General features: G+C 31.8%; 30 protein-coding genes. 17 read left to right on the forward strand and 13 right to left on the reverse strand.

Annotation, left to right across the window (positions count from 1 at the left end):
- Positions 1-64: 64 nt before the first annotated feature.
- Both nusB and HNV08_RS10395 read right to left on the reverse strand, forming a co-directional pair.
- On the reverse strand, positions 65-1,009 hold the full coding sequence (nusB, locus tag HNV08_RS10390; RefSeq protein WP_241697210.1) for a transcription antitermination factor NusB: 945 nt from the start codon (positions 1,007-1,009) through the stop codon (positions 65-67).
- Between the two features lie 105 nt (positions 1,010-1,114).
- On the reverse strand, positions 1,115-2,218 hold the full coding sequence (locus HNV08_RS10395; protein ID WP_173281248.1) for a Glu/Leu/Phe/Val family dehydrogenase: 1,104 nt from the start codon (positions 2,216-2,218) through the stop codon (positions 1,115-1,117).
- Positions 2,219-2,351: 133 nt separating this feature from the next.
- Between HNV08_RS10395 and HNV08_RS10400 the strand changes: the two genes are divergently transcribed.
- Together HNV08_RS10400 and HNV08_RS10405 are read left to right on the forward strand one after the other, a co-directional pair.
- Complete coding sequence (locus tag HNV08_RS10400; RefSeq protein ID WP_173281249.1) at positions 2,352-4,106, forward strand: ABC transporter ATP-binding protein; 1,755 nt, start codon at positions 2,352-2,354, stop codon at positions 4,104-4,106.
- Positions 4,107-4,170: 64 nt separating this feature from the next.
- Positions 4,171-4,551: a PUR family DNA/RNA-binding protein gene (locus HNV08_RS10405; RefSeq protein WP_173281250.1), complete on the forward strand. Its 381-nt coding sequence runs from the start codon at positions 4,171-4,173 to the stop codon at positions 4,549-4,551.
- A 95-nt stretch (positions 4,552-4,646) separates the two neighbouring features.
- Here HNV08_RS10405 and HNV08_RS10410 read toward each other — a convergent pair whose 3' ends face one another.
- A complete protein-coding gene (locus HNV08_RS10410; protein WP_173281251.1) occupies positions 4,647-4,982 on the reverse strand; it encodes a tRNA-binding protein in 336 nt (111 codons plus the stop codon).
- 35 nt (positions 4,983-5,017) lie between these two features.
- On the opposite strand from HNV08_RS10410, the gene HNV08_RS10415 reads away from it, so the two are divergent.
- Together HNV08_RS10415 and HNV08_RS10420 are read left to right on the forward strand one after the other, a co-directional pair.
- On the forward strand, positions 5,018-5,572 hold the full coding sequence (locus tag HNV08_RS10415; RefSeq protein WP_173281252.1) for a thioredoxin family protein: 555 nt from the start codon (positions 5,018-5,020) through the stop codon (positions 5,570-5,572).
- A 71-nt stretch (positions 5,573-5,643) separates the two neighbouring features.
- A complete protein-coding gene (locus tag HNV08_RS10420) occupies positions 5,644-6,096 on the forward strand; it encodes a DUF1569 domain-containing protein (RefSeq protein ID WP_173281253.1) in 453 nt (150 codons plus the stop codon).
- Positions 6,097-6,143: 47 nt separating this feature from the next.
- On the opposite strand, the gene HNV08_RS10425 is transcribed toward HNV08_RS10420, so the two are convergent.
- Complete coding sequence (locus HNV08_RS10425; protein ID WP_173281254.1) at positions 6,144-6,752, reverse strand: trimeric intracellular cation channel family protein; 609 nt, start codon at positions 6,750-6,752, stop codon at positions 6,144-6,146.
- Between the two features lie 160 nt (positions 6,753-6,912).
- Positions 6,913-7,638, reverse strand: coding sequence for an RDD family protein (locus HNV08_RS10430; RefSeq protein ID WP_173281255.1), 726 nt, complete (start codon positions 7,636-7,638; stop codon positions 6,913-6,915).
- A gap of 35 nt (positions 7,639-7,673) precedes the next feature.
- On the opposite strand from HNV08_RS10430, the gene HNV08_RS10435 reads away from it, so the two are divergent.
- From HNV08_RS10435 to HNV08_RS10475, 9 genes are all read left to right on the forward strand, one after another.
- On the forward strand, positions 7,674-8,669 hold the full coding sequence (locus HNV08_RS10435) for a stage II sporulation protein M (protein WP_173281256.1): 996 nt from the start codon (positions 7,674-7,676) through the stop codon (positions 8,667-8,669).
- Positions 8,666-9,586: a hypothetical protein gene (locus tag HNV08_RS10440; protein ID WP_173281257.1), complete on the forward strand. Its 921-nt coding sequence runs from the start codon at positions 8,666-8,668 to the stop codon at positions 9,584-9,586. The genes HNV08_RS10435 and HNV08_RS10440 overlap by 4 nt, the downstream gene beginning before the upstream one ends.
- Positions 9,579-10,307 (forward strand): DUF4129 domain-containing protein, encoded by a 729-nt coding sequence (locus HNV08_RS10445; protein ID WP_173281258.1) that lies wholly within the window; start codon positions 9,579-9,581, stop codon positions 10,305-10,307. Before HNV08_RS10440 ends, HNV08_RS10445 begins: the two co-directional genes overlap by 8 nt.
- Positions 10,300-11,499, forward strand: coding sequence for a DUF4350 domain-containing protein (locus tag HNV08_RS10450; protein ID WP_173281260.1), 1,200 nt, complete (start codon positions 10,300-10,302; stop codon positions 11,497-11,499). Before HNV08_RS10445 ends, HNV08_RS10450 begins: the two co-directional genes overlap by 8 nt.
- A gap of 6 nt (positions 11,500-11,505) precedes the next feature.
- Positions 11,506-12,594, forward strand: coding sequence for an AAA family ATPase (locus tag HNV08_RS10455; protein WP_173281261.1), 1,089 nt, complete (start codon positions 11,506-11,508; stop codon positions 12,592-12,594).
- Positions 12,594-13,925 (forward strand): DUF58 domain-containing protein, encoded by a 1,332-nt coding sequence (locus tag HNV08_RS10460; protein ID WP_317170232.1) that lies wholly within the window; start codon positions 12,594-12,596, stop codon positions 13,923-13,925. The genes HNV08_RS10455 and HNV08_RS10460 overlap by 1 nt, the downstream gene beginning before the upstream one ends.
- 32 nt (positions 13,926-13,957) lie before the next feature.
- Positions 13,958-14,299, forward strand: a complete 342-nt coding sequence (locus HNV08_RS10465) for a hypothetical protein (protein WP_173281262.1) — start codon at positions 13,958-13,960, stop codon at positions 14,297-14,299.
- On the forward strand, positions 14,296-15,105 hold the full coding sequence (locus tag HNV08_RS10470) for a sterol desaturase family protein (RefSeq protein ID WP_173281263.1): 810 nt from the start codon (positions 14,296-14,298) through the stop codon (positions 15,103-15,105). Before HNV08_RS10465 ends, HNV08_RS10470 begins: the two co-directional genes overlap by 4 nt.
- Before the next feature lie 128 nt (positions 15,106-15,233).
- Positions 15,234-15,698: a DUF2141 domain-containing protein gene (locus HNV08_RS10475; RefSeq protein ID WP_173281264.1), complete on the forward strand. Its 465-nt coding sequence runs from the start codon at positions 15,234-15,236 to the stop codon at positions 15,696-15,698.
- 62 nt (positions 15,699-15,760) lie between these two features.
- Here the strand turns inward: HNV08_RS10475 and HNV08_RS10480 are convergent, their stop codons facing one another.
- The gene (locus HNV08_RS10480) at positions 15,761-16,240 is read right to left on the reverse strand and encodes a Dps family protein (protein WP_173281265.1); all 480 of its coding nucleotides are present in this window, start codon (positions 16,238-16,240) and stop codon (positions 15,761-15,763) included.
- A gap of 102 nt (positions 16,241-16,342) precedes the next feature.
- On the opposite strand from HNV08_RS10480, the gene HNV08_RS10485 reads away from it, so the two are divergent.
- Positions 16,343-17,281 (forward strand): LysR family transcriptional regulator, encoded by a 939-nt coding sequence (locus tag HNV08_RS10485; RefSeq protein ID WP_173281266.1) that lies wholly within the window; start codon positions 16,343-16,345, stop codon positions 17,279-17,281.
- 69 nt (positions 17,282-17,350) lie between these two features.
- Here HNV08_RS10485 and HNV08_RS10490 read toward each other — a convergent pair whose 3' ends face one another.
- From HNV08_RS10490 to HNV08_RS10520, 7 genes are all read right to left on the reverse strand, one after another.
- The gene (locus HNV08_RS10490; RefSeq protein ID WP_194242001.1) at positions 17,351-18,349 is read right to left on the reverse strand and encodes a transporter family protein; all 999 of its coding nucleotides are present in this window, start codon (positions 18,347-18,349) and stop codon (positions 17,351-17,353) included.
- Positions 18,327-19,373 (reverse strand): cytochrome-c peroxidase, encoded by a 1,047-nt coding sequence (locus HNV08_RS10495; protein ID WP_173281267.1) that lies wholly within the window; start codon positions 19,371-19,373, stop codon positions 18,327-18,329. Before HNV08_RS10495 ends, HNV08_RS10490 begins: the two co-directional genes overlap by 23 nt.
- 54 nt (positions 19,374-19,427) lie before the next feature.
- Positions 19,428-20,228 carry an MbnP family protein gene (locus HNV08_RS10500; RefSeq protein ID WP_173281268.1) on the reverse strand — a complete coding sequence of 267 codons (801 nt, stop codon included), beginning with the start codon at positions 20,226-20,228 and terminating at the stop codon, positions 19,428-19,430.
- 208 nt (positions 20,229-20,436) lie between these two features.
- Complete coding sequence (locus tag HNV08_RS10505) at positions 20,437-20,781, reverse strand: hypothetical protein (protein ID WP_173281269.1); 345 nt, start codon at positions 20,779-20,781, stop codon at positions 20,437-20,439.
- A gap of 99 nt (positions 20,782-20,880) precedes the next feature.
- Complete coding sequence (locus HNV08_RS10510; RefSeq protein WP_173281270.1) at positions 20,881-21,078, reverse strand: hypothetical protein; 198 nt, start codon at positions 21,076-21,078, stop codon at positions 20,881-20,883.
- Positions 21,079-21,279: 201 nt separating this feature from the next.
- Positions 21,280-22,104, reverse strand: coding sequence for a TIGR00266 family protein (locus HNV08_RS10515; protein ID WP_173281271.1), 825 nt, complete (start codon positions 22,102-22,104; stop codon positions 21,280-21,282).
- An 81-nt stretch (positions 22,105-22,185) separates the two neighbouring features.
- Positions 22,186-22,641 (reverse strand): DUF4442 domain-containing protein, encoded by a 456-nt coding sequence (locus HNV08_RS10520; RefSeq protein WP_173281273.1) that lies wholly within the window; start codon positions 22,639-22,641, stop codon positions 22,186-22,188.
- Positions 22,642-22,787: 146 nt separating this feature from the next.
- Here HNV08_RS10520 and HNV08_RS10525 point away from each other — a divergent pair, with 146 nt between their 5' ends.
- The 3 genes from HNV08_RS10525 (at position 22,788) to HNV08_RS10535 (ending at position 25,462) form a co-directional block, all read left to right on the forward strand.
- The gene (locus HNV08_RS10525) at positions 22,788-23,234 is read left to right on the forward strand and encodes a DUF4870 domain-containing protein (protein ID WP_173281275.1); all 447 of its coding nucleotides are present in this window, start codon (positions 22,788-22,790) and stop codon (positions 23,232-23,234) included.
- A gap of 90 nt (positions 23,235-23,324) precedes the next feature.
- Positions 23,325-23,666 (forward strand): PadR family transcriptional regulator, encoded by a 342-nt coding sequence (locus HNV08_RS10530; RefSeq protein WP_173281277.1) that lies wholly within the window; start codon positions 23,325-23,327, stop codon positions 23,664-23,666.
- Entirely contained in the window at positions 23,663-25,462 is a 1,800-nt protein-coding gene (locus tag HNV08_RS10535; protein ID WP_173281278.1) for a PspC domain-containing protein, read from the forward strand. Before HNV08_RS10530 ends, HNV08_RS10535 begins: the two co-directional genes overlap by 4 nt.
- Positions 25,463-25,583 lie beyond the last annotated feature (121 nt).

The raw sequence follows: 25,583 nt of genomic DNA on the forward strand, positions 1-25,583 counted from the left end.
TGTTATCTTTTTATTCATTTTCCCTATTATTTTAAGCTTATCTGTTAAAATAATAATGTCGGGATTACATTAAACCTCTTCCCGATTTAAGATATTTATTATCCGCTTGATATTCTTTTACGATTTTATCTAAAATACCATTAATAAACAGACTGCTTTTTGGTGTAGAATACTCCTTTGCTATTTCTAAATATTCATTAATGGTAACTTTAACAGGTATCGATGGAAACTTCTGAAATTCACAGATCGCCATTTTTAATAAAACATCATCAATACTCGCTAAACGCTCACTATCCCAATTGGTTGTTTTTGTAGCAATTTCATCTGTAAAATTAGAATTGTTTAAAAAGGTTTTTTGAAATAATTCTTTTCCAAAATCTAAATCGTCTTCATCTTTAAATAAGTCTGGCAACAATGCCGTTTCTGGCGATGTTAACTTCAACTTTCTAAGAATCCTAAGAATCGCCGTATTTACTACAGGTAAATCATCTACCCAAGTTAATTTCTTATCTTCAAAAAAATCGTACAGCTTTTCGTTTGGTGCTATTATTTCTGTAAAAACATCAATAATAAAATGCTTATCCTTTTTAAAACTGCTATCTTTTTCTAAACAGTAATCCCTATACAATTCACTCTTTAATATTTCTTTAAAAAGTATGTCTACATATTCAAAATCTAAATGCCAGAAATTCAATTTTCTACTCGCAATGGCCTCTTGAAGCATCGTATTACTACTAATTAAGTGTAATAATTGATTCTCTTGAAAATTTAAATTTAAATTCTTATCTGCTTCAGATTTAACGAGCTTGTTTTGTATACGCTCATTGTGGTCTTTACTTTTTTTATGAAGCTCAATTATTAAGACTAGTTGCGCAAGATATAAATCATACATGCTCTCTAAACTGTGAAGTAAAAACTTTTGTTCTCTTAATAAATCGTCACTTTCTGTACCTTTAAAAGCATACATCGATTGCATTACTTTAATTCTTATATGTCTTCGGTTTAGCATGTGTAAGAACTTACTTGATTTTAGTTATTAAAAAAAGGTGAACCTATTTAGATCCACCTTGCAAAAGTACTATTAAATAATTTTTATTTCAGAATTAAAATAAGACTATTTTAAATTTTCTTGCTTTCTTGTTTCAATTCGTTCTCTAGCAATATTAAACGCAGCATTATGCGTGGTAATATCGTTAATCTTAGCATTATCTAAGATCTCTAAAGTTGTATTATAAATATTCTCGGTTTTACGCATTATTTCTTGTCTGCCGTAATTTTCTAATTCGGCATATACGTTTATTATTCCGCCTGCATTAATTAAAAAATCTGGTGCATATACAATCCCTCTTTCTTTTAAAATTAAGCCATGTTTTAATTCTTCAGCTAACTGATTATTGGCAGCACCTGCAACTATTTTAGCATTTAACTTATAGATGGTATCATCATTAATGGTGGCACCTAATGCACAAGGTGCATAAATATCTACCTCTTCACTATAAATGTCATTTCCGTTGTAAATAGTAACACCATATTTATCTCTAACTTCTTCTAAACGTTCTCTATTAATGTCATCGATAATTACCTTTGCTCCTTCATTCATTAAATGCTCTACAAGCTCCTCTCCTACATTTCCAATGCCTTGAACTGTTATTTTTTTATCCTCTAACACATCAGAACCAAACTGAAATTTGGCTGCTGCTTTCATACCCATAAAAACACCATAAGCTGTAATTGGAGAAGGATTTCCAGCGCCTCCTTTGCTTTCTGAAATACCTGTAACATATGGCGTTACTTCTCTAACGGTATCCATATCTTCAGTAGTCATCCCAACATCTTCTGCGGTAATATATCGTCCACTTAACGAATGTACAAACTCACCAAAGCGCTTCATTAATTCTGGTGTTTTCTGTGTTTTAGCATCGCCAATGATAACCGCTTTTCCACCTCCAAGATTTAAACCCGTTATAGCAGATTTAAATGTCATACCACGCGATAAACGCAGTACATCATTTAAAGCTTCCCATTCATTGGCATAATTCCACATTCTAGTACCACCTAAGGCAGGACCTAAAACTGTATTGTGAATACCGATTATAGCTTTTAAACCAGTATCTTTGTCATTGCAAAAAACAATTTGCTCATGATCGTCAAAAGAATACTGCCCAAAAACAGGATCTATTTTCTTTAAATCTTTTGAAGTAATTAATTCTGAAGTCATTTTAAAATTAGATTTTAGGGTGTTTTAGAGTATTCTAAAAACAGCGTGCAAAAATAAATTATTAATAGAGGATTAGCAAAATATTAACTAATAAATACGATTATCGTAATATTTTTGCCGTACCAAATACAACATGAAAGCACTAAAACATCTCAATAAATATTTTTACAAGTATAGATCGCGCCTTATCATAGGTGTCATTATAACCATAGTTTCTAAAATTTTCGCCCTATTTACGCCTCGTTTAGTAGGTGCATCAATAAATGTGGTTACTAATCGTTTAGACGGTAAAATTACCCAAGAGGTTTTTAAAACTGAAATTTTAACTAATGTAATGTTCATCGTTGGTGCCGCCATTGTGACTGGTATTTTTACGTTTTTAATGCGTCAGACCATAATAAACGTATCGCGATATATTGAATTTGACCTCAAAAATGAAATCTATAAACATTACCAAATACTGTCTTTAAATTTCTATAAAACCAACCGAACAGGAGATTTAATGAATCGTATTAGCGAAGATGTCGGCAAGGTAAGAATGTATGTTGGTCCTGCTTTAATGTATACTATAAACACTATTACTTTATTCGCTGTGGCCTTAATCTACATGATAGATAGGTCGCCTTCCTTAACGCTGTATACGTTACTACCACTTCCTGTTTTATCTATTGCGATTTATAAACTAAGTCGTCTTATAAATAAACGCAGCACTATTGTACAACAATCCCTATCGACCCTTTCTACATATTCTCAAGAAACCTTTAGTGGTGTTTCTGTTATAAAATCTTATGGTATTGAATCCGTTACAAATGCAGCATTTGAAAAACTGTCGATAGAAAACCGACAAAAACAAATTAATTTAGCTAAGGTACAAGCGTTGTTCTTCCCTATGATGATTTTATTAATAGGTATTAGTAATCTCATCGTGATCTACATTGGAGGCATGCAATACATGAATGGTAAAATTGAAAACATTGGTACCATTGCGGAGTTTATCATTTACGTCAACATGTTAACTTGGCCAGTAGCCACTGTAGGTTGGGTTACGTCTTTAGTGCAACAAGCGGAAGCTTCACAAGAGCGCATTAACGAATTTTTAAAAACGGAACCAGAAATTAAAAACACTACAGAAGCACACACACCGATTAATGGAAGTATTGCGTTTAAAAATGTATCTTTTACTTATCCAGACACCAATATTAAAGCCTTGAAAGATGTTAGTTTTACGCTAGAATCTGGTAAAACTTTAGCCATTTTAGGAAAAACAGGCTCTGGAAAATCTACTATTCTAGATCTAATTGGCCGACTGTATGATATTGATAGTGGCACGCTGTTAATAGATCAAACAGACATTTCACAATTAAATCTTTATAGCTTAAGAGAAAGTATTGGTTATGTGCCACAAGATGCCTTTTTATTTTCGGACACCATTAAAAACAATATTAAATTCGGAAAAAAAGAAGCCACAGAAGATGAAGTTATTGAAGCCGCTAAGAATGCTAAAGTTCATAAAAATATTATTGGTTTTTCTAATGGCTATGATACTATTTTAGGCGAACGTGGTATAACACTTTCTGGAGGCCAAAAACAACGTGTTTCTATTGCTAGAGCCATCATTAAAAAACCAGAAATCCTCTTATTTGACGATTGCTTATCTGCAGTAGATACAGAAACTGAAGAGAAAATATTAAAAAACCTAAAGAAACTCACAAAGGATAAAACAACAATAATAGTGAGTCATCGCGTATCTTCTGCGAAAAATGCCGACCACATAATTGTCTTAGAAGACGGAAAAATAATTGAGTCTGGAAATCACAAAAGCTTAATTAATGAAGGCGGTTACTACAAAGAATTATACACCAAGCAACGCTCCGAAAAAGAAATGTAATTATTTGTTGCAGAGGTTACTTTTTTTTTAGATTTTTGGATTGAAATTAAAAATATATTGAGTTATGAGTGGTTATGAAATGATGGACAAAGAAGAAATATATTCTAAAGTATTACGTGCTGGTAGAAGAACCTATTTTTTCGATGTTAGAGCTACAAAAGCTGGTGATTATTATTTAACAGTTACCGAAAGCAAAAAGTTCACTAATGATGATGGTTCTTTTCATTATAAAAAACACAAAATCTATTTATACAAAGAAGATTTTACAGAATTTAAAGAAATTTTAGCGGAAATGACTGATTATATCATTAATGAAAAAGGTCAAGAAGTCATAAGTGAACGTCATCAAAAAGACTTTAAACGTGAGGAAGATTTTGTAACTGAAGAAGCAAAAACAAAAGAAGACACTGAAAGTTTTACAGATATTAGTTTTGATGATATCTAAAAAAATGTTTAGTTAACACCTACAAAACCTCGATAGTCTCTATCGAGGTTTTTATTTTTAGACCAAACACCTCATACCTTATCTCATATAAATACCTAAGAGACCGTAACACCATTTTTCACTTTAGTGCTAGGATGTAATAAAAACACATCATGTTCTTTAACCGCTCCAAGGACCAAACAGTCACTCATAAAATTAGCAATTTGTTTTGCCGGAAAATTAACTACGGCTACTATTTGTCTTCCTATTAAATCGTGCTTTTTATAAAGTGTTGTAATTTGTGCAGAGGTTTTTTTTACACCTAAGTGCCCAAAATCTATGGTTAGCTTATAAGCAGGACGACGCGCCTTAGGAAAATCATCAACCTGTATGATTGTTCCTATTCGTAAATCTACTTTTGTAAAGTCTTCATAAGTTATTATCTTTTCCATTCATTAAAATTAATAAATAAATCAAATAATATAAAATGGCTCGTACAGAATCTAACATGTTGCCACTAGGTACAAAAGCTCCAGATTTCACGCTACTAGACACCGTAGATAACACTAAAAAATCATTAGAAGAATTAAAAGGAATACGTGGTACGTTAGTATTTTTTATTTGTAACCATTGTCCGTTTGTAATTCATATAAATTCTGAATTAGCTCAATTAGCCAAAGATTATATTTCTAAAGGACTTAATTGTATCGCTATCTCAAGTAACGATGTCATTAATTATCCTCAAGATGCTCCAGATTTAATGAAGCAAAATGCTATAGAAAATGATTTTATTTTTCCCTACCTATACGATGAAACACAGACCGTCGCCAAGGCCTACGATGCTGCATGCACACCAGACTTTTTCTTATTTAATGAAGACTTAAAATTAGTCTATACTGGCCAATTAGACAGTTCTAGACCAGGAAATGATCTGCCAGTCACAGGTAAAGATCTAAGATCTGCGATAGATGCTTTAATTAACAAAACACCAATAAATCCTGACCAAAAACCAAGTATGGGTTGTGGTATTAAATGGAAATAGAATTATTTCTTACTGAACGTACATTGTTAAAACATAGGATATTCATTATCCTTTAATTAATTAAATACATCATGAAAAATATTTTTGACAACACCATTACAGCAGACGTTATAGCTCGTATTAACAAACTAAATCGTACATCTCAACCTAATTGGGGAAAAATGTCGGTTGGTCAAATGCTAGCACATTGTAATGTAACATACGAGTTAGTTTTTGAAGATAAACACCCTAAACCAAACGGTTTTATGAAATGGATGCTAAAAACATTTGTCAAAAACGTAGTCGTTAGTGAAAAACCGTACAAAAAAAACAGTAGAACTGCACCAGTATTTTTAATCACTAGTGAAAAGGAATTCGAAATAGAAAAGGAACGTTTAATTGCCTACATCACTAAAACCCAAGCTTTAGGAAGTGCTCATTTTGACCAGAAAGAAAGTCATTCATTCGGGACATTATCGGCTACAGAATGGAATAACATGTTTTACAAACATTTAGACCACCATTTAACACAATTTGGAGTATAATTCTTAATCTAGTTTAGTAATAATAAGTCAGCGGTTCTAATAAAAAATCACTCTTTTTTATATAAACTTGGCAAGCTAATTTTAAACATTACGGCTAATAATCTTACTGTGATAACCACGAGACCTGCTATAATAAAAAGGTAATTTTCATCATCGAAAAAACGTCTCAATAGAAAATAAGTGAATCCTCCTAAAATACATGCCGTAGCGTAAATTTCCTTTCTAAAAATCACAGGTATTTCATTGCATAGAATATCTCTAAGTACACCTCCAAAGCTCGCTGTCATTGTACCTAACGCAATACAAATAATAGGATGCAAACCAGCAATAAGTCCGGTTTCTATACCTACAACAGTATACAGTGCAATACCAATAGTATCAAATAAAAAAAGGGATTTTCTTAAATAACTAATTTGTTTTCTAAACACAACCGCGAACACAACGGAACCAAAAATAACATACACAAAAGTCATGTTCTTCATCCAAGACACAGGTGTAATACCTATCATTACATCTCGTAACGTGCCACCACCTACAGCAGTAACAAAAGCGATTATAAGCACACCAAACGGATCCATACGTTTATTCATAGCAACTAAAACGCCAGAAATAGCAAAAGCTATGGTTCCTAAAATATCTATGGTTTGAAAAAACATGAATTATTATTTTAACTGAGACCTTTGTATTCTTTTCGTTGTTAGCAATGCATGATTACTCAACATTATTTCTAATAGGAAAAGCGGTTATCTATGATACTTCAACAGTACTCGACATAAGCGATACATGCACTTTTGAGCAAAACAAGTGGTTCGCTGCTTACATGTTTTGAGTATAATAATTATAATCCTTTAATATGGTATCTATAAATTGTACATCGTACAATTTTGACTCAATTTGAAGGGTATCACAAATCTTATTCTTCAAAATCGTTAAGGTTTTAAAATCGTTATTCTTCTTAGAAATGGTAAAGGCTTCTTTAATAATTCTTACATCTTTATCGGTTAACTGTGTAACATTGCTAAAAACAGGTTCGTAATCATCATTTATATCCTCTAAAATAGTACTTGTTATTTTGTGCTTTTTCTTTACACTAATTACCACTGTACCTGCTGCCGCATCGCCAACTCTTTGTTTTTTATCTGATAGTAAAATACTTAAAACACCAATGGATGGCGAAAAAATCCAAAGATCAACGATTCTCAGCATCCATCTTACAAAAAAATTATACCATTGCGTAGGCGAACCATCAACACTAACCACTTTTATTTTAAGTATCATTTTTCCAACCGTTTGGCCTCCAAAAAATATATTACAAAGCACAGAATAAAAAAGAGCTGGTAAGGTAAATAATCCCAAAAAGCCTCGTCTTGTCCAGCCATCTGCATCAAAAATTTCGGATACAGAAACTAAGCTTTCAATAATAGTCATATATGTTATTAAAATAATACCATCTATTAAGAAAGCTACTACACGTTCTCCCAAACCAATTAACTTATAGTCTAAGTTGACATTTTGTGCCGTGTTAATTGCTAATTTGCTCATGGAAATGTATATTCGTTTATAATTAAAAAAGATTTATGCGCGAAGCGTCTTTCGTGAAGCAAAATAAGGAAAAATGGATTGGTTTTGAAAATGCATTGGAGAATAATGCAAAAATAAATCCGGATGACTTAGCTTCTTATTATATTCAACTTACAAATGATTTGTCTTATGCTCAAACCTATTATCCTGAGAGTAAGACTTTGTTATATCTAAATTCTTTAGCATCACAAGCGCATCAAAAGATTTATATTACTAAAAAAGAATCTAAAAATAAGATCATTTCGTTTTGGCGTGATGAATTTCCTTTATTCTTTTATCAATACCACAAAACTTTACTGTATACCTTTTTAATATTTATGGCTGCCGTAACTATTGGTGCTGTTTCTACTTTAAATGACGATTCATTTATTAGACTTATATTAGGTGATGGTTATGTAAACATGACCTTAGAAAATATAGAAAAAGGTGAGCCAATGGCGGTTTATAAAAGCGGAAGTAACATCGGATCATTTTTAGGTATTACCATTAACAATATAAGAGTTGCCATCATTGCATTTGCTTGTGGTGCCATTTTTAGTGTTGGTACTGTATATGTTCTTTTTAGTAATGGCATTATGCTAGGTGCTTTTATTACATTTTTTTACAATCATGGTATTTTAGAAAAAACATCGACCGTGTGGCTTCATGGCACCATAGAAATCTCGGTAATAGTTATTGCTGGATGCGCAGGTTTAGTTATGGGAAACAGTTTTTTGTTTCCGAAAACGTATGCAAGACGAGTAGCTTTTATGAAGGGAGCAAAAGATGGATTGAAAATTGTCGTCAGCACTATTCCATTTTTTATTATCGCAGGTTTTATTGAAGGTTTTATTACACGATATGGAGAACAAATGCCTTGGTTTATTGCCTATGGTATTATTTTTTCTTCTTTATTTTTAATCGTTTATTATTATATCATTTATCCTATTGCCCTTAACAAAGCAAGTAAAATTACTGCTGTTAACTTTAATCCCAATTCCCAAATAACGTGAACGAAAAGTATATTGAATTAAGAACAAGAAGTACGTTTGGTGATATCATTAATACCTATTTTTTATTCCTTAAACATAATTTTAAAGCTTATACAAATCTTTATCTTAGATACAATGCAATTAGCATTATCCTTACCTTAATAAGTTCTTATTTATTAGTGACTGGTTTTATGGGACTAGCAAGTCAAGATTTTAGATTTGGTATGGGATCAAACATAGCAACAGACAGCTATTTTATAGCTGGTGCCATTATTCTATTTTTAATTATTTTTATTACATCACTCATTAATTATAGTTTTTCAAGTGCATATGTCTCTGATTATGTAAAAAACGAAGGTGAGGTAGACTCCAAACGCATCTGGAAAAGTATAATACAAAGTATCGGTACTATCTTCGTATTTATTTTAATAGGAGGTGTTATTGTTGTTGTCTATTTTATTGCTTCAATGATTTTAGCCTTTATTCCGTTGTTAGGGATGCTAGCGCAATACGGTCTAAACTTTACGCTTTCAGCAATTTTTGGCTTAACGTTTATGTCTATATTTTCTACCGGAAAAGGCATTGGCGAAGCCTTATCAGAAGGTTTTAATTTTACAATGTCTAATTTTTGGCGCATTGTATTGTTCGGTTTAGTTATTGGAATTCTTAATACAATGATTACAATGCTCATTATCTCTATACCAAGTGTTATAATTGGCCTGTATGTTTATTTTACTGTAGAAAGCAATGTAGATATAATGACTAGCACATTTGCAACCTTAGTATTTACATTTGGTTTTGCGGCTTTTCTACTATCATTTATATACACACAAGCTTTGTCGCAATTATCCTATGGCGTGTTATACTACAATCTTAACGAAGTTAAATACAACCTATTTCTTCAAAAGAAAATTGATCAAATTGGTGTAAATGAGTAACATAAAACTCAAACATATAACCTCAGGATTTTTAACTGCTTTTGGTGCAACACTATTACACGCTCAAGATGCCATTGTAAAAAAAGATTCATCGCACTTAGACGTTACCTATTTTAAGGAAAACTTTAAAGACAATTACTCTGGTGATGACTTTAATTATGCTATAAATGATACAGGAGGTATTAATTTAATGCAACGTGTGCTAAGAAAGTTTTTCAATTGGTTGGGAGATGTCTTTGGATTTGATATCGATTTTATTGATTATGAAACTTTAGAATTTATAGTCTATGGATTATTAGGCATTATTGTCCTATACCTTCTCATAAAATTCTTGTTAGAAAATCCGGTAAGCTCTGTATTTAAAACAGAAACCGCACCTATTGATGGATTTAGTTACGTGGAAGAAAATATAGAGCATATTGATTTTGACCAGCTGATTTCTAATGCCTTAAAAGCTAAAAACTACAGGTTAGCAACGCGTTACTTATATTTAAAATCATTAAAATCTTTAGCCCATAAAAATATCATTGAGTGGCATTTTGAAAAAACAAATACAGATTATTTAAATGAAATAAAAGACAGCCAACTCAAACCATTATTTAAACGTGTATCATATATCTATGATTATGTTTGGTATGGTGAATTTCCAATTGACGAAGCTAGTTATAATAAAAACAAAGCCGATTTTAATCAATTAATAAAAGCAACTCAGCATGGATAAGCGTTCTAAAATTGCGCTCTATATTATTGGTGCTGTCATTGTTTTTATGATGATTGCAGAAATCACCAAACCGAAGGCATTAAACTGGCAAGATTCATTTTCTGCCGCAGATAAAATCCCTTTAGGATGCTACATTCTATTTAATGAACTAGAGACCTTCTCTACGGACGACGTGTTGGTTTCAAAAAACACTATTTATGAATATCTAAAACGTGAAGAATTCTCAGAACCAAAGTCCTTAATCTTTATCAATGATCATATTAATTTTGGACAAGAGGAGTCTAAATCATTATTAAACTTTGTAGAAAACGGAAACACCGTGTTTATTAGCAGTACATACTTTTATGGCAATGTTATGGACACCTTAAATGTCAGTGTACAACGTCAATATACCAACATCTATAGAAAAGAAGGTGACAGCAAATTTACAAGCCCTAGCCTACAGTCTAATAACAAAACATTTAAAGAGGTTATTGAAAATAGTTTTTTTGAATCTGTAGATACACTAAAAACAACCATACTAGGAACGTTAACTACAAAAAACAATGACGATATAGTAGAAACGCATGCTAACTTTATTAAAGTAGAATATGGCGAAAATAACGGGCAGTTTATTTTACACACCACCCCATTTGCCTTTACCAATTACCATCTTTTAAACGATAAAGAAGATTACGCGGCAACTGTTTTATCTTATTTACCAAAACAACAAATTATTTGGGATAACAATTACAAATCAGGTCGAAAAGTAATCACTAGTCCTCTGCGCTTTATTCTATCTAACACCGCATTAAAATGGGCGTTTTACATAAGTATGTTTGGCTTAATATTATTTGTAATATTTAGAGGAAAACGTACTCAGCGTATTATACCTGTGATTAAAAAATTAGATAATGCCACTGTAGACTTTACCAGAACCGTTGGAGAATTATATTACCAACATGGCGATTTTACTAATATCATTGAAAAGAAAATACAATATTTTTTAGAATTTATAAGAACCAATTATTACCTAGAGACCTATCAATTTAACACTACTTTTATAGATAAATTGGCCGCAAAATCTAGCAACTCTAAAGAAGATACTAAAGCCTTAGTAGATTACCTTGTTTTCTTAAAATCTAAAACATATCATACAGAGCAAGAGCTCATAGAATTGAATAAAAAAATAGAACATTTTAAACGAACATAAGTTATTATGGAAGATCAAAATACACCATCATCCGAGCATTTAGATGATAAAGCACCAGCTGAAGAGCATGTCGTAAACGACACTAATGTTTCAAACGACACAAATGAAGCGATAGCACCAACCTCTGAAGGTTTTCAAAACCGAATTAATTTGCAACCCTTGCAAAATAGTGTTGAAGACATAAAGCGCGAAATCGCCAAATTCATTGTAGGACAAAATGAAATGATAGAACTTTTAATCATTTCAATTTTAACAAATGGGCACTCACTTATTGAAGGTGTTCCAGGTGTTGCCAAAACAGTCACTGCAAAATTACTTGCCAAAACCATGGCTGTAGATTTTAGTAGAATTCAGTTTACCCCAGACTTAATGCCTAGTGATATTTTAGGAACATCTATTTTTAATGTAAAAAGTAGTGAATTCGAATATAAAAAAGGGCCAATTTTCTCTAACATTGTTCTCATTGATGAGATTAATAGAGCACCTGCAAAAACACAAGCTGCTTTGTTTGAAGTTATGGCAGAACGTCAAATAACAATGGATGGTACGCGTTACGACATGGAATTGCCATTTTTAGTTTTCGCGACTCAAAACCCAATTGAGCAAGAAGGGACTTACCGTTTACCTGAAGCACAATTAGACCGTTTTCTATTTAAAATTGAAGTGGACTACCCTTCATTAGAGGATGAGATTCAGATATTGGTAGATAATCATTCGCGTCAAGACAAAATGGATTTTGATTCAATTAAAGCTGTTCTATCTGCTGAAGCCATTAAGAATTACCAAAATCTTATAAAGCAGATTGTTGTAGAAGACAACCTCTTAAATTACATTGCAGCCATTGTAAATAATACCAGAACCAATGCTAATCTGTATTTAGGTGCTTCACCTAGAGCTTCCATAGCAATTTTAAATGCAGCCAAAGCAAATGCCGCAATCAACGGAAGAGATTTTGTAACTCCAGATGATATAAAACGTTGTACTAAAGCCGTTTTAAAACACCGATTAGTATTAACACCAGAACGTGAAATGGAAGCCTTTACTGTAGACAAAGTCGTAGATCAAATCCTTGAAACCATTGAGATTCCAAGATAGTGAAACGTTTTTTTAAACATACCTACTTAACCTTTCGGTTTTTTGTTGTTGCCATGATTATGGTAGCGCTGTTTATACTCGCCTATATTTATCCTGGCTTATTAAGCATAGTAACATTTCTATTTTTTATTGCAGTTGCTTTAGTGGCACTAGATCTAATTCTGCTATTTAAACAAAAAGGAATTTCGGCATCTAGACAATTACCAGAGAAATTGAGTAATGGTGACGACAATCCCATAGAATTAACCATAGAAAACAACTACAATTTTAAAACAGATTTACAATTAATTGACGAAATGCCTTTTCAGTATCAAAAGCGCGATTTTGAAATTAACACCCAACTTAGCAAACACAATCAAAAGAAAATAACTTATACCTTAAGACCATTAGAGCGTGGCGAATACTACTTTGGCAACTTAAACATATATGCCAATTCGCCCATTGGTTTAGTCACAAGACGCTTTCAATTTGCTAAAGATGCTATGGTGCCTAACTATCCATCGTTTTTACAATTACGAAAATATATGCTGTTGGCATTTTCTAACAAATTATTTGAATACGGTTTAAAGAAAATCCGAAGAATTGGTCATACCATGGAGTTTGAGCAAATTAAGGATTACGTTAATGGCGATGATATTAGAAACATTAACTGGAAAGCCACTGCCAAGCGTAATCAATTAATGGTGAATCAGTTTCAAGATGAACGCTCGCAACCTATTTATTCGGTAATTGACAAAGGTAGAGCCATGAAAATGCCTTTTGATGGATTAAGTCTTTTAGATTATGCCATCAACGCAACATTAGTGATAAGTAATGTGGCTTTAAAAAAGCAAGACAAAGCTGGTATGTTTACCTTTTCTCGTAAGGTTGAAAACAAGGTAGCTGCAGAAAGACGGCCTTCTCAGATGAATAAAATTCTAGAAACCTTATATAATGTAAACACTGATTTTTCTGAATCTGATTTTTCAAGATTATATATTGACGTAAAACGAAGCCTTACGCAACGTGGTCTGCTTCTACTCTACACTAATTTTGAAACTTTAGACGCTCTGCATCGTCAATTACCTTATTTAAAAGCCATTGCAAAGAATCATCTGTTAGTGGTTATCTTTTTTGAAAACACCGAATTGCAAAAATTAACTGCAGTTGAAGCCGATAATACCTTTGATATTTTTCAAAAAACCATCGCTGAAAAATTTATGTACGAGAAAAAACTCATTGTCAACGAACTTCAAAAACACGGTATTCAATCTATATTAACAGCACCAGAAAACCTAACTATAAATACTATTAATAAGTATTTAGAGATTAAGGCAAGAGGGTTGTTGTAGAACATTTGTAACTTTATTAAAAACTTAATGAAATGAAAAAGAGTTTTATTAAAATGTTTACCATCATACTTTTTATTTCTTTAATAGTAAGTTTCATTTGCTATCGAAGTGGCTACTTTGATAAATCTGAGGAATCTAATAAAAATGAAATTAGTAATTCTAACGATTCAATTGTAAAAATAGAAACTATATCGTCCTCGAAATCATTAATATTAATTGATCATTATAAAAAGAAGGACACAACTTCTAAAGACACCTTAATCAATATTAAACCACTTATTTACAGTTCTAAATCTGGTGTTATTTTTAGCACTAAAGATTTAATCTTACTAAATAAAGACAGTATCTCAATAGATTCAATGGATAGCAAATGATAGATAATGACATTTGGGATATCATTTTAATTACAGCGCTGAGCTATCTTTTTCTTAGTTTAGTTTTCATTCCAATGGAAAAAGTGTTTCCAGCAAAAAAAGGACAAAAAATTTTTCGTCCAAATTGGTTTTTAGATTTTTGCTTTTTTATTGGTCAATATGTTATTTGGAGCAGCTTAGTATTGTGGACAATTAATTATTTTGGTGAATCGTTATCAGGTATAATTCCAAAAAAAATTCAATCATATATATCGTTTCAACCTTTAATACTGCAAACTTTAAGTGTTTTAATTTTAAGTGATTTTTTAATTTATTGTGGTCATAGACTTCAGCATAAAATTGATTTTTTATGGCGATTTCATAAAGTTCATCATAGCGCAAAACACTTAGATTGGCTAGCAGCACACAGAGAACATCCATTAGATTCAATTTATACAATTGGGCTAATTAATTTACCAGCATACATTTTAGGCTTCCCATTAGAATCTATTGCAGGAATTATAGCTTTTAGAGGTATTTGGGCAATATACATTCACTCAAATGTAAGATTACCACTTGGTCCACTTAGAGTATTAATTGGTGCTCCTGAATTACATCATTGGCATCACGATTTAGATAGAAGAGCTGGCAACTATGCTAACATTTCTCCAATTATGGATAAACTATTTGGAACATACGTATGTCCTCCTAATGAACCTGATGCATTTGGAATAAAAGAAGAAACATCTAACACATACCTTGGACAATTAATAGAACCTATATTACCCTATCGCATATGGCAAAGCATCAAAAAGTATTTTAATTAATAACTTATTACATCTCGTCTATATTATTCTACAATTCAGTAATTTGAAATTTAGAAACCAAGCTGTTTTATAGATATTTGATACATCAACAAAAAACAATTTCACATTAACCATTAAATCAAAACATTATGACATCTACATTACATTCATTTTTAAGCAACAAATCATCTCTAATTCTAAAAAAATTAATCTTTACGTTAGTATTTGCGCTATCAACTTTATTTGGCTTTGCTCAAGATACTGGTGTTAATATAACTGTAACCATCGATAATGTTACAAGTGATAAAGGCACTGTAAAATTATCATTGCATACTGCAGACACGTTTATGAAAGGAAAAGGTGTTATGAATGCAGAATCTAAAATTAAGGATGGAAAAATAACCGTGACCTTTAAAAACGTTGTAGCTGGCGACTACGCTATTATATCTTTTCATGATGCTAACGATAATAACCAAATGGACTTTAGAGAAAACGGAATGCCTCTAGAATCTTATGGCATGTCTAACAATCCGATGTCTTTTGGACCACCAAATTATGACGACGCTAAATTTACCGTAGCAGAAAAAGACTTAGAATTGAATATTAAATTCTAATTAAAAACTAAAAAACCTTCAGAGTGCTCTGAAGGTTTTTTTAGTTATAAGCCTAAGACGTTTTAAACCGTCTCTCCTAACCAGGCTTTCATCATCCAAACCGTTTTTTCTTGTTCTGTAATGAAGTCACTCATCATAGAACCCGTTCCTTCATCGTTTGCATCTCCTGCAGCACTTAATATAGAACGTTCAATTTTTAGTAATTCACTTAAAGAATTTACAATAAGTTCTACCGCTTTTTCATCTTTAGAAATATTTTTTCCTACTGGCACTTTCCCTGCTTTGGTATAATCTTCAAACGTATGTAAAGGCGTTGCACCTAACGTTAATATTCGCTCTGCAATTTCATCAACTTTAACATTGGCATCTGTATACAATTCTTCGAACTTAACATGAAGATCAAAAAAACCACGACCTTTTATATTCCAATGTATACCTCTTAAATTCTGATAATACAATTGAAAATTGGCCAATAATCCATTTAAATCATTTGCTAATTCTTCTGTTTTCTTGGTATCTAAACCTATACTATTTAGTGTCATAATCTCTTGTTTTTGTTACATCAAAATTAAGACATAAATAAGCAAAATATATTATAGTTTTTATGAATAGTTTTAATACTTTTATAGCCAAAATTAATAGTTATGACCATTACACAACTTAAATATGCTTTAGCCATAGCAGAACATAAAAATTTCACAAAGGCAGCTGAAAAATGTTTTGTCACTCAACCTACCTTAAGCACACAAATTCAGAAATTAGAAGATGAATTAGACATTACAATTTTTGATAGAGGAAAGAAACCTATTGAGCTTACTGAAGTTGGAAGAAAAATAGTTTTTCAGGCTAGAAACATAGTCAATGAAGCTGATAGAATACAAGATATTGTAGACCAACAAAAGGGTTTTATTGGTGGCGAATTTAGATTAGGCATTATACCTACTATTATGCCGACGTTATTACCAATGTTTTTAAAAAACTTCATTAAAAAATACCCAAAAGTTAAATTAAAAATTGAAGAATTAACCACTGAAGAAATACTAACACGTATTAGCGATGGCCACTTAGATGCCGCAATTGCAGCCACACCTTTAGAAAGCGATAATATAAAAGAACGTGTTTTATATTACGAACCATTTGTGGCTTATATACCTGAAAGCCATAGATTAAAAGACTTTAAATCTATTGAGGTTTCTGATTTAGATATTGATGACATGCTACTTTTAGAAGATGGGCATTGCTTTAGAGATGGCGTCATTAATCTATGTAAAACCTTTAAAGATCAAATTGATGATAACTTTCAACTTGAAAGTGGAAGTATTGAAACATTAATTAAATTATCTAATGAAGGTTTAGGCATGACGCTTTTACCTTACTTACATACCTTGGATGTGAGAGAAAAATTAAGTCCAAATTTAAAGCATTTTAAAGAGCCTTCACCAGCGAGAGAGGTCAGTATTATTTATCATAAGAGTGAACTAAAAATGCAGATCATTGATGCTTTACACAGTGTCATTTCGGGAATTATAAGAGGTGCTATTGCTTTTCAGAATGTAGAAATTATTAGTCCTAAGGCCAAATAATAACCAAATAAAACCTCATAACATGTCTCATCTGTTATGAGGTTTTTTCTAATGATAACAACCGTTATTCTACAATGCAAAATTGACATACAGTGATAACCGTTGTTTAGATTGCACATTGTCTCCAAACAAATTTTGATATATTGGTAGTGTATAACTCGCTCCAAAAATAAACTTCTCAATAGCCACTTCAGAGCCTAAAGAAGCATTTAGTATACTTCCATCAGTATCATTTAGGCTTTCATTGTACTGCTTAATGGTGTCATATTCATCTCCAGAAATTCCTGCGAAAGGCATAATATTCATTTTTTCTTTTGAAAACACTGTATATACATTAACGGCATAACTAAATTGATTACCAAACTGATATTCATTTTTGTTTTCTCCTTTTAAATAATAACTTAAAAGTGTATTAACACCTATCTTATCACCACCATAATTATAGCCTAAGGAAAAAATACCATCTACACTACCTGTACCGACTTGAAATCCTGGATTTACATTATCTATTAACCGTTCTTCAAATTTTCCTGTTGGTAATTTTACTCCTAAACCAAATTGTAACGAATGTCCAGACGGTTCTTTTGTTAAATTATAATTTATCGCTGTGGTATCGTTACTTTTTTTCTTATAAAACATAAGCTTATACCATCCTATTGCACTTGCATCGCCTAAGCCATTTAAATGTTCTGTTTGCCCTTGGTAGGTTCTACTCAAATCTTGATACGGTACATTTGCAGTGACATAAAATTTATCATTTAATGGAATCTGTGCCCAAAGTTGTACTGTATTAAAAGTTTCTTTACTCACAGGAGAATTTCTAAAAATCCCTGTTTTTGATTCAAAATTTTGATATATATATCGTAAGCCAATAAAATTAGCATTACTCAAAGTTCCAAAACCAAAACTACCACTACTTGTAGAACAACCGCATAAATCACAAAACCATGCATAGGTGCTGTGCTGATTACACGAGGTTGTATTATTATGAGCTGAGAGCACATTAGTACTTAAACTAATTAAAAGGAGTCCTAATAGACTTAATTTAATATTCTGAAAAACGTTCATCTTCTAAAAATTGGTCATCGGTTAAAGTATATAAGAAAGCGATGATGCTTTCTTTTTCATAATCAGAAAGCGTAATGCCATAACTGCCATCAGCTCTTAATAATACGTCATCTACATTGCCATTATCAACCACAGCCGAATCGTAAAAATCTAAAACGGCTTGCAGCGTTGAAAATCGACCATCATGCATGTAAGGATACGTGACTTCTACATTTCTTAAACTTGGTACTTTAAATTTGTATAAATCATTTGGGTCTTCTAAAATATCATAACGACCTTGATCGTTTAATAACGGATTAATTGATAGTCCGTTATTTCTAAAGCTTTGATCAGAAAACAAATCTGTAGCATGACATGTTGCACATTTATTTTGAAATGTATTTAACCCATTCAACTCAAGTTCTGTTAAAGTGACATTATCTTCATTTCTTACATATTTATCATATTTAGAATTTGAAGAAATCATCATAACCATAAATTGAGATAGGGCTTTTAACATATTTTCTGTATTCACTTCGCCATCTTCAAACGCTCTAGTAAATTTTTCTTGATAGTATGGTTCTGCTTGCAACTTAGTGACAACATTGCTAAATGTTTCTCCCATTTCAATATCACTAGTTAATGGAATTATTGGTTGTAGGTCTAAGTGCGAAGCTGCACCATCCCACATATAAGACGTTTGAAAAGCTAGATTTTGTATAGGTTGTGCATTTCTAAAACCGACACCTCCATTTACACCATGACTTAAATTATGGCCATGATGAGTAAATGCAAACGCTTGTTCATGACAAAACGCACAAGCAATTGCATTATTTGAAGATAACTTTCCTTCATAAAACAAATCTTTACCTAACTCAAAGCCGGCTTCTGTAAGAGGATTATTATCTAAATTATATACTATGTCTGGAAAATTAGATGGTATCTCTAAGGCTAGAGTAACTGGTTCGTACTTTACAATATCTGAGGCTTCCGAACAAGACAGAATGCCAATCACTATTAATAACAACACACTAATTTTATTCATAATCAATACATTAAAAAACGACTGAAACACTAGCGCCTCAGTCGTTTAAGATTATTAGTCGTTGTGTACGTGATGTACTTCAAATACAGTTTGCATATTATTTGCAATTACTGGTGTCTCAGTGGCATCAGTATGTACCTGATCATAGCCTTCTGAAAAATTTACCGATGTTGCACCATCAAATACTTTTGAAATATCTGCTTTGATATGAATTTCTGGTGTTTTATCTTCCCTTACTAAAACCGTATTAGGAAAACTTAAAGTAACTTCTCTATAATTATCTAAGGATGAACCAACACTTCCCATATGAATATTTAACGGTTCGTCTGTTAGTGTAGACGTCGTAAATACACCATCAAACCTAACAAATTTATAACCAGATGCCCAACTCCACATCATACCTTCTTCTGATGCCAAATCTAAAAAGTCACCTTGTCCTTCTGCACCTAAAGCAAAACGTTCTTGGTCTATGCCAATGCCAAAAGTAATCGCTGTATAATCTGCAGCATCTATATCATCTAAAGTGATAAAAATTTCACCAGCATTGTTGCCATCTAATTCATCTACAATAAAGGCATTATCCTCTGCAGGATAGGTATAGACATTACCATCAGTATCTGTAACACGAACGTTACTAATGATATATTTTAAATTATTAAGTTGATACGATTCACCGTTAGATTTGGTGTAAGACGTTTCAAAAATAAAATCGTAATCACCAACAGCATTGTCGAATTTTAGTATTAAATCGCCTTTTTCATCCGTTAAATCTTCGTTATTGTCGTCATCATCAGATGAACAGTTTATTAAAATTGCACATGCAAAGAGTGCAAATGTAAATTTGAGTAATTTCATTTTAAAAAATTTTATGTTTTAATATTAAATACGTGACAATCTCTATAAACTTTGTTGTTGTTGTTGTTGTTGTTGTTGTTGTTGTGATACTAACACAACACAAAAAGACATATAACGCGCTAAAACTTCAGTTTATAGCACAGCAGATATGATCTCAATACATAAGAGATTGCAAATAGGGAATCCTTAGATTCAGAAAAAAATAAAATTAAATAATGGGTGGTTTAAAATGGACGTACTCAAAATGATAGGCGTAATTTTGAGAATAGGCGCCTATTTTTTGTTTATTATAATATAATTTGAAATTCTTGATATCAATAGTGATAAATGTTCCTGTAAAAACCGGAAAAAAGGAATCAAATAAACTTATAATGGCTTGCCCTTCATCATCTGTATTATCTACAGCAGATAATTGTTTTGCTAAATGACATTTACCATTACATTGCAATTCTGGCTGATCCTTGTTTATACAATAAGTCTCTATAATATAATCTATATTGAGTTGATAGTACAACACGTTACCCACAAAGTATATAGGACGTAATGCAAACACAAATAGCAATATAAAAACTATTAATTTATTCAGAAGTAAAGATTTTTGGCAAAGATAAGATTAGGTATAAAAAAAAGCGACACGTATGTCGCTTTTTTTTTATGCTTTTAAATAAATTAAACATTTATCTAGTTCTGGGTTTTGATTGATTAAGGATTGAATATATATTCTTAGTTCTTCAAGTTCATGAGGTAATAAACGTCTCACCGCTTTTTCAACTTCCTTACAGAATAATGATGCATCAAAACTCACTTTGCTAAGTACAGTTTTTGTATACTCATACATTGCTCTTGCCATAGGTTATTTTATGTTTTAGGTTTAACAAAAGTAGATTTTTATAATAGGCTTAAGTTTTAAATATGCTTAAAGATAGCAAAAAAAAAATAATGACATTTAGATATTAAAAAAAATTAACAGCTTATTAAGTTAAATATTTTTTGCCGTACCTCTATTTAAATAATTCGTATTGTAAAATAACAATGTCATTTTATCCGAATTTTAAAACCGATTATCGCCATCTAGAAGGTCACCAATACCACCTAAAATACTGCCTTCTCCTTTAGATTTTCCGCTTCTAGGAACAGAAGCCAAAACGCGGCCAGCCAATCTACTGAATGGCAAGGATTGAATATATACTTTGCCAGGCCCTTGTAATCTGGCAAAGAATAAACCTTCACCACCAAATATAGAGTTTTTAATACCTCCAATAAATTCTATATCATAGTCAATACCTTGTGTAAACCCAATAATACAACCTGTATCTACTCTTAAGGTTTCACCAGCAGCTAAGGTTTTTACGGCAGTTGTGCCACCTGCATGTACAAATGCCATACCATCACCTTCAAGTTTTTGCATAATGAAGCCTTCACCTCCAAAAAGGCCTCGACCTAATTTTTTTGAAAATTCCACTCCTATACTAACCCCTTTAGCGGCACACAGAAAGGCATCTTTCTGGCAAATAAATTTCCCGCCAAACTCTGTTAAGTCAATCGGAATAATTTTCCCAGGATAAGGCGAAGCGAAAGAGACATTACGTTTCCCTGTTAAGTCGTTATAGAAAGCTGTCATAAACAAACTTTCACCGGTTAGTATGCGTTTTCCTGCACCTAAAATTTTTCCTAAAAACCCAGTATCTTTTTGCGATCCGTCTCCAAAAATGGTGTCCATTTTAATACCATCATCCATCATCATAAAACTACCCGATTCTGCAATTACACCTTCTTGTGGATCTAGTTCTATTTCTACATATTGCATTTCTTCACCGTAAATACGATAATCTATTTCGTGTGCCTGCCTGTTGTTATTGTCTGGTAATCTTTCCATAGCTAATTATTAAATTGATTTTATTGATTCAGATATATGTAGGTAATTTTTAAAATTTGTTACAGTAGATTATTCATGCATTTATGATTTCACTTTTAAAGTCCATTGAAAATTAAATGTTGAAACCTCTATTCCTTCTGCATTAATGCCTTTAGAATTTAACCATACTGTTTGTCCTTCACCAGTTTCAATCGCTTTGGTAATAGTATCATCAATTTTATGACCTTCATTACAAGTAAATGTAATTCTTCCTGTCGCTTTTTTTGTAAATGATGCGTTATTTGAAGCCACAAGCATAGATACTTTTTTACCACTATCGTTAATTTTTTTCATTACTAAAGCACCTGTTGTTAACTCTGCAGCCATGCCTTGCACTGCCCAAAACATAGATTTAAAAGGATTTTGATTTACCCAACGGTGTTTTACCGTGACAATGCAAGAATTGGCATTTAATTCTTTAGTTCTCACACCTGTAAAGTATGCTGCTGGTAGCTTAAACATGAGATATTTATTAAGTTTTGATGCTGTGATATTCATATATGTTTTTAATATTTTTCACTAAAATAACCGAAAATATTTAACCTCACTAATGTTAAGGAAATGTTAATTTTTAGTACTATGCGTAACATAATACCTTTTTAAAGACATATATTTGTATAAGCAACTATTATATACTTTTTATTATGTTAGAAAATCATCATAAAAATTTAGCCACATTTATCCACTTATCTACCTTTTCAAGATTTGTAATACCATTTGGAAACTTTATAGGTCCTATAGTCCTTTGGGTTGTTAATAAAGACAAGTCAGAATTTATAGATGCACATGGAAAGCAAGCTATTAATTTTCAAATTAGTGTGTTATTATATGCCCTAATCATAGGCACACTGAGTGTTCCTTTTTTTATTTTTAAATTATTTAGAGGCTTAGATGTTCTTGATTTTAATGGATTTCATGATTTTCATATCAATGTTGGCGAACCTTCTCCTCTACTATATATTGGCGGCAGTTTAGGAGCTATTGCCATAATTGCCTTTATCATAGAATTGGCTTTAATTGTAAAAGCTAGTTTGTCTGCAAGAGATGGCCAACCCTATAAATATCCATTTACCATCAATTTTTTAAAATAATACAATGTGAATTAATCACTCACGATTTCAAAATACATTAATCATCAATCAAAAAATGAACCGTTTAATAGAATTAAAGACTCATAACACATGAAGATAGAAAACACAAAAGCACAAATGCGTAAAGGTGTTCTGGAGTATTGCATTTTATCTATTTTAAAAGATGAAGATGCTTACGTCGCAGAAATTCTTGGCACACTAAAAGACGCAAAAATGCTTGTTGTAGAAGGTACCATATATCCACTATTAACAAGATTAAAAAATGCTGGATTACTCAATTATCGTTGGGAAGAATCTACATCTGGACCACCAAGAAAATATTATGGACTTACAGAAACAGGAAAACTATTTCTAAGCGAGTTAAACTCTACATGGAGTGACTTACAAAATGCCGTAAACCTAGTAACCAACACAAAAACAACAAAAAAATGAATAAAACAGTCAATATAAATTTAGCAGGTATATTCTTCCATATAGATGAAGATGCTTACCTTAAATTATCACGCTATCTTGAGGCTATAAAACGTTCATTTACAGACTCTCAAGGTCAATCTGAAATTATTTCAGACATAGAAGCTCGTATCGCAGAACTGTTCTCAGAACGAATACAGAATGAAAAACAAGTCGTTGGTATTAAACTCGTTGACGAGGTTATTACCATAATGGGTCAGCCTGAAGATTATCTTGTAGATGACGAAATCTTTGAAGATGAACCAAAACGCAGTAACTATCAGCAAAAATCATACGCGTCTAGACGTTTATTTAGAGATACTGACAATTCTTATATTGGTGGTGTTTCTGCTGGACTAGGACACTATTTTGGAATTGATCCCTTATGGATTAGATTACTATGGTTTTTATTAATCTTTGGTGCTGGTACAGGATTACTGCTTTACATTCTTCTTTGGGCTTTAATACCTGAAGCAAAAACAACTGCAGAAAAATTAACGATGTCTGGAGATCCCGTTAATATCAGTAACATTGAAAAAAAAATTAAAGACGGCATTGACACCGTTTCAGAAACCGTAAAAAATGTAGATTTAAAAAAACATGGAGACAAATTAAAAGAAGGATTTGATCACGTATCTGATAACATCTCTGAGACTGTTAGAAGCGTAGATTTTCAGAAACAAGGCAATAAACTAAAATCGAGCTCACAACACTTTTTTGAAGGCATAGGATCTATAATCATGTTTTTCTTAAAAGTCATAGCAAAATTTATAGGTGTATTGTTAATCATTATTGGAATTAGCACTATTATAGGACTCGTTGTGGCCTTCTTTACTGTAGGTGTAACCAATGCCGTTCATTTTCCAGGTATGGATTTTATTGAAGCTTCTAATGCTGCTAACATACCTATTTGGCTTATGTCACTTTTATTGTTTTTTGCTATCGGAATTCCGTTTTTCTTTGTCTTTTATTTAGGATTAAAGATTTTAATAAACAACTTAAAATCTATAGGTAGCATTGCTAAATTCACACTTTTAGGTCTATGGATTATGGCCATAATTGGTATAGTCATTACAGGTATAAGGCAAGCAACAGAACATGCATTTGACGCTAAAGTAACACTGAATGAACAATTACCTATTAAAGCCAATGACACAATACATGTATCGATGGTAGGTTTTGATAGCAGCAATGATTATTTCTATAACAATAATAGAGGATATAGAATTTATGAAGATGACAATGGCCGTTCAATTACCTCCTCTAACATAAGGTTAATAGTCCGTTCTACCAAAGATTCTTTAGCTTCTATAATTATAAACAAAGAAGCTACAGGCAGCAATTACAGGACTGCAAAACATAGAGCAGACAATATAATTTACAACTATCATTTTAACAATAATCATCTCAATCTTGATGCTTTTTTAACTACTGAATTAGACAACAAATTAAGTGACCAAGAGGTAACTATAATTCTAAACTTACCTATAGGATCTATCTTATTTGCTGACCAAAACACGCATCATTATCATCAAAATTCTAGATACTACAACGATATCCTAAAAAGCGGTATGGAAGCGCATTATCTTAAAATTATTGAAGGCGATGTGGAGTGTTTGGATTGTCTACTAGAGAACGAAGAAAAATCTGAATTTGCGGATGAAGAAAATGAAATAATTGAAGCCATCACTAACAAAAAACCATCTCAAAAGGATACACCAGAGGTCAGCGTTAAAATTAATGAAGATGGTGTAGATATTGAAGTAAATGACAATTGAGTTATGAAAATTTACAGTTCAGTATTAAAAATTATAGTCATAACTAAATAAACTACACTTTTGTAGTATAATTTATCAATCAAAAAACGAACAAAATCAATCAATCAATCAATCAATCAAT

It is taken from the genome of Winogradskyella eckloniae, assembly GCF_013249045.1.
GTDB lineage: Bacteria > Bacteroidota > Bacteroidia > Flavobacteriales > Flavobacteriaceae > Winogradskyella > Winogradskyella eckloniae.

Coding starts and splice junctions, on each gene's coding strand:
- nusB (WP_241697210.1), bottom strand. CDS start 1,009: ATGCTAAACCGAAGACATATAAGAATTAAAGTAATGCAATCGATGTAT.
- HNV08_RS10395 (WP_173281248.1), bottom strand. CDS start 2,218: ATGACTTCAGAATTAATTACTTCAAAAGATTTAAAGAAAATAGATCCT.
- HNV08_RS10400 (WP_173281249.1), top strand. CDS start 2,352: ATGAAAGCACTAAAACATCTCAATAAATATTTTTACAAGTATAGATCG.
- HNV08_RS10405 (WP_173281250.1), top strand. CDS start 4,171: ATGAGTGGTTATGAAATGATGGACAAAGAAGAAATATATTCTAAAGTA.
- HNV08_RS10410 (WP_173281251.1), bottom strand. CDS start 4,982: ATGGAAAAGATAATAACTTATGAAGACTTTACAAAAGTAGATTTACGA.
- HNV08_RS10415 (WP_173281252.1), top strand. CDS start 5,018: ATGGCTCGTACAGAATCTAACATGTTGCCACTAGGTACAAAAGCTCCA.
- HNV08_RS10420 (WP_173281253.1), top strand. CDS start 5,644: ATGAAAAATATTTTTGACAACACCATTACAGCAGACGTTATAGCTCGT.
- HNV08_RS10425 (WP_173281254.1), bottom strand. CDS start 6,752: ATGTTTTTTCAAACCATAGATATTTTAGGAACCATAGCTTTTGCTATT.
- HNV08_RS10430 (WP_173281255.1), bottom strand. CDS start 7,638: ATGAGCAAATTAGCAATTAACACGGCACAAAATGTCAACTTAGACTAT.
- HNV08_RS10435 (WP_173281256.1), top strand. CDS start 7,674: ATGCGCGAAGCGTCTTTCGTGAAGCAAAATAAGGAAAAATGGATTGGT.
- HNV08_RS10445 (WP_173281258.1), top strand. CDS start 9,579: ATGAGTAACATAAAACTCAAACATATAACCTCAGGATTTTTAACTGCT.
- HNV08_RS10450 (WP_173281260.1), top strand. CDS start 10,300: ATGGATAAGCGTTCTAAAATTGCGCTCTATATTATTGGTGCTGTCATT.
- HNV08_RS10455 (WP_173281261.1), top strand. CDS start 11,506: ATGGAAGATCAAAATACACCATCATCCGAGCATTTAGATGATAAAGCA.
- HNV08_RS10465 (WP_173281262.1), top strand. CDS start 13,958: ATGAAAAAGAGTTTTATTAAAATGTTTACCATCATACTTTTTATTTCT.
- HNV08_RS10470 (WP_173281263.1), top strand. CDS start 14,296: ATGATAGATAATGACATTTGGGATATCATTTTAATTACAGCGCTGAGC.
- HNV08_RS10475 (WP_173281264.1), top strand. CDS start 15,234: ATGACATCTACATTACATTCATTTTTAAGCAACAAATCATCTCTAATT.
- HNV08_RS10480 (WP_173281265.1), bottom strand. CDS start 16,240: ATGACACTAAATAGTATAGGTTTAGATACCAAGAAAACAGAAGAATTA.
- HNV08_RS10485 (WP_173281266.1), top strand. CDS start 16,343: ATGACCATTACACAACTTAAATATGCTTTAGCCATAGCAGAACATAAA.
- HNV08_RS10490 (WP_194242001.1), bottom strand. CDS start 18,349: ATGAACGTTTTTCAGAATATTAAATTAAGTCTATTAGGACTCCTTTTA.
- HNV08_RS10495 (WP_173281267.1), bottom strand. CDS start 19,373: ATGAATAAAATTAGTGTGTTGTTATTAATAGTGATTGGCATTCTGTCT.
- HNV08_RS10500 (WP_173281268.1), bottom strand. CDS start 20,228: ATGAAATTACTCAAATTTACATTTGCACTCTTTGCATGTGCAATTTTA.
- HNV08_RS10510 (WP_173281270.1), bottom strand. CDS start 21,078: ATGGCAAGAGCAATGTATGAGTATACAAAAACTGTACTTAGCAAAGTG.
- HNV08_RS10515 (WP_173281271.1), bottom strand. CDS start 22,104: ATGGAAAGATTACCAGACAATAACAACAGGCAGGCACACGAAATAGAT.
- HNV08_RS10520 (WP_173281273.1), bottom strand. CDS start 22,641: ATGAATATCACAGCATCAAAACTTAATAAATATCTCATGTTTAAGCTA.
- HNV08_RS10525 (WP_173281275.1), top strand. CDS start 22,788: ATGTTAGAAAATCATCATAAAAATTTAGCCACATTTATCCACTTATCT.
- HNV08_RS10530 (WP_173281277.1), top strand. CDS start 23,325: ATGAAGATAGAAAACACAAAAGCACAAATGCGTAAAGGTGTTCTGGAG.
- HNV08_RS10535 (WP_173281278.1), top strand. CDS start 23,663: ATGAATAAAACAGTCAATATAAATTTAGCAGGTATATTCTTCCATATA.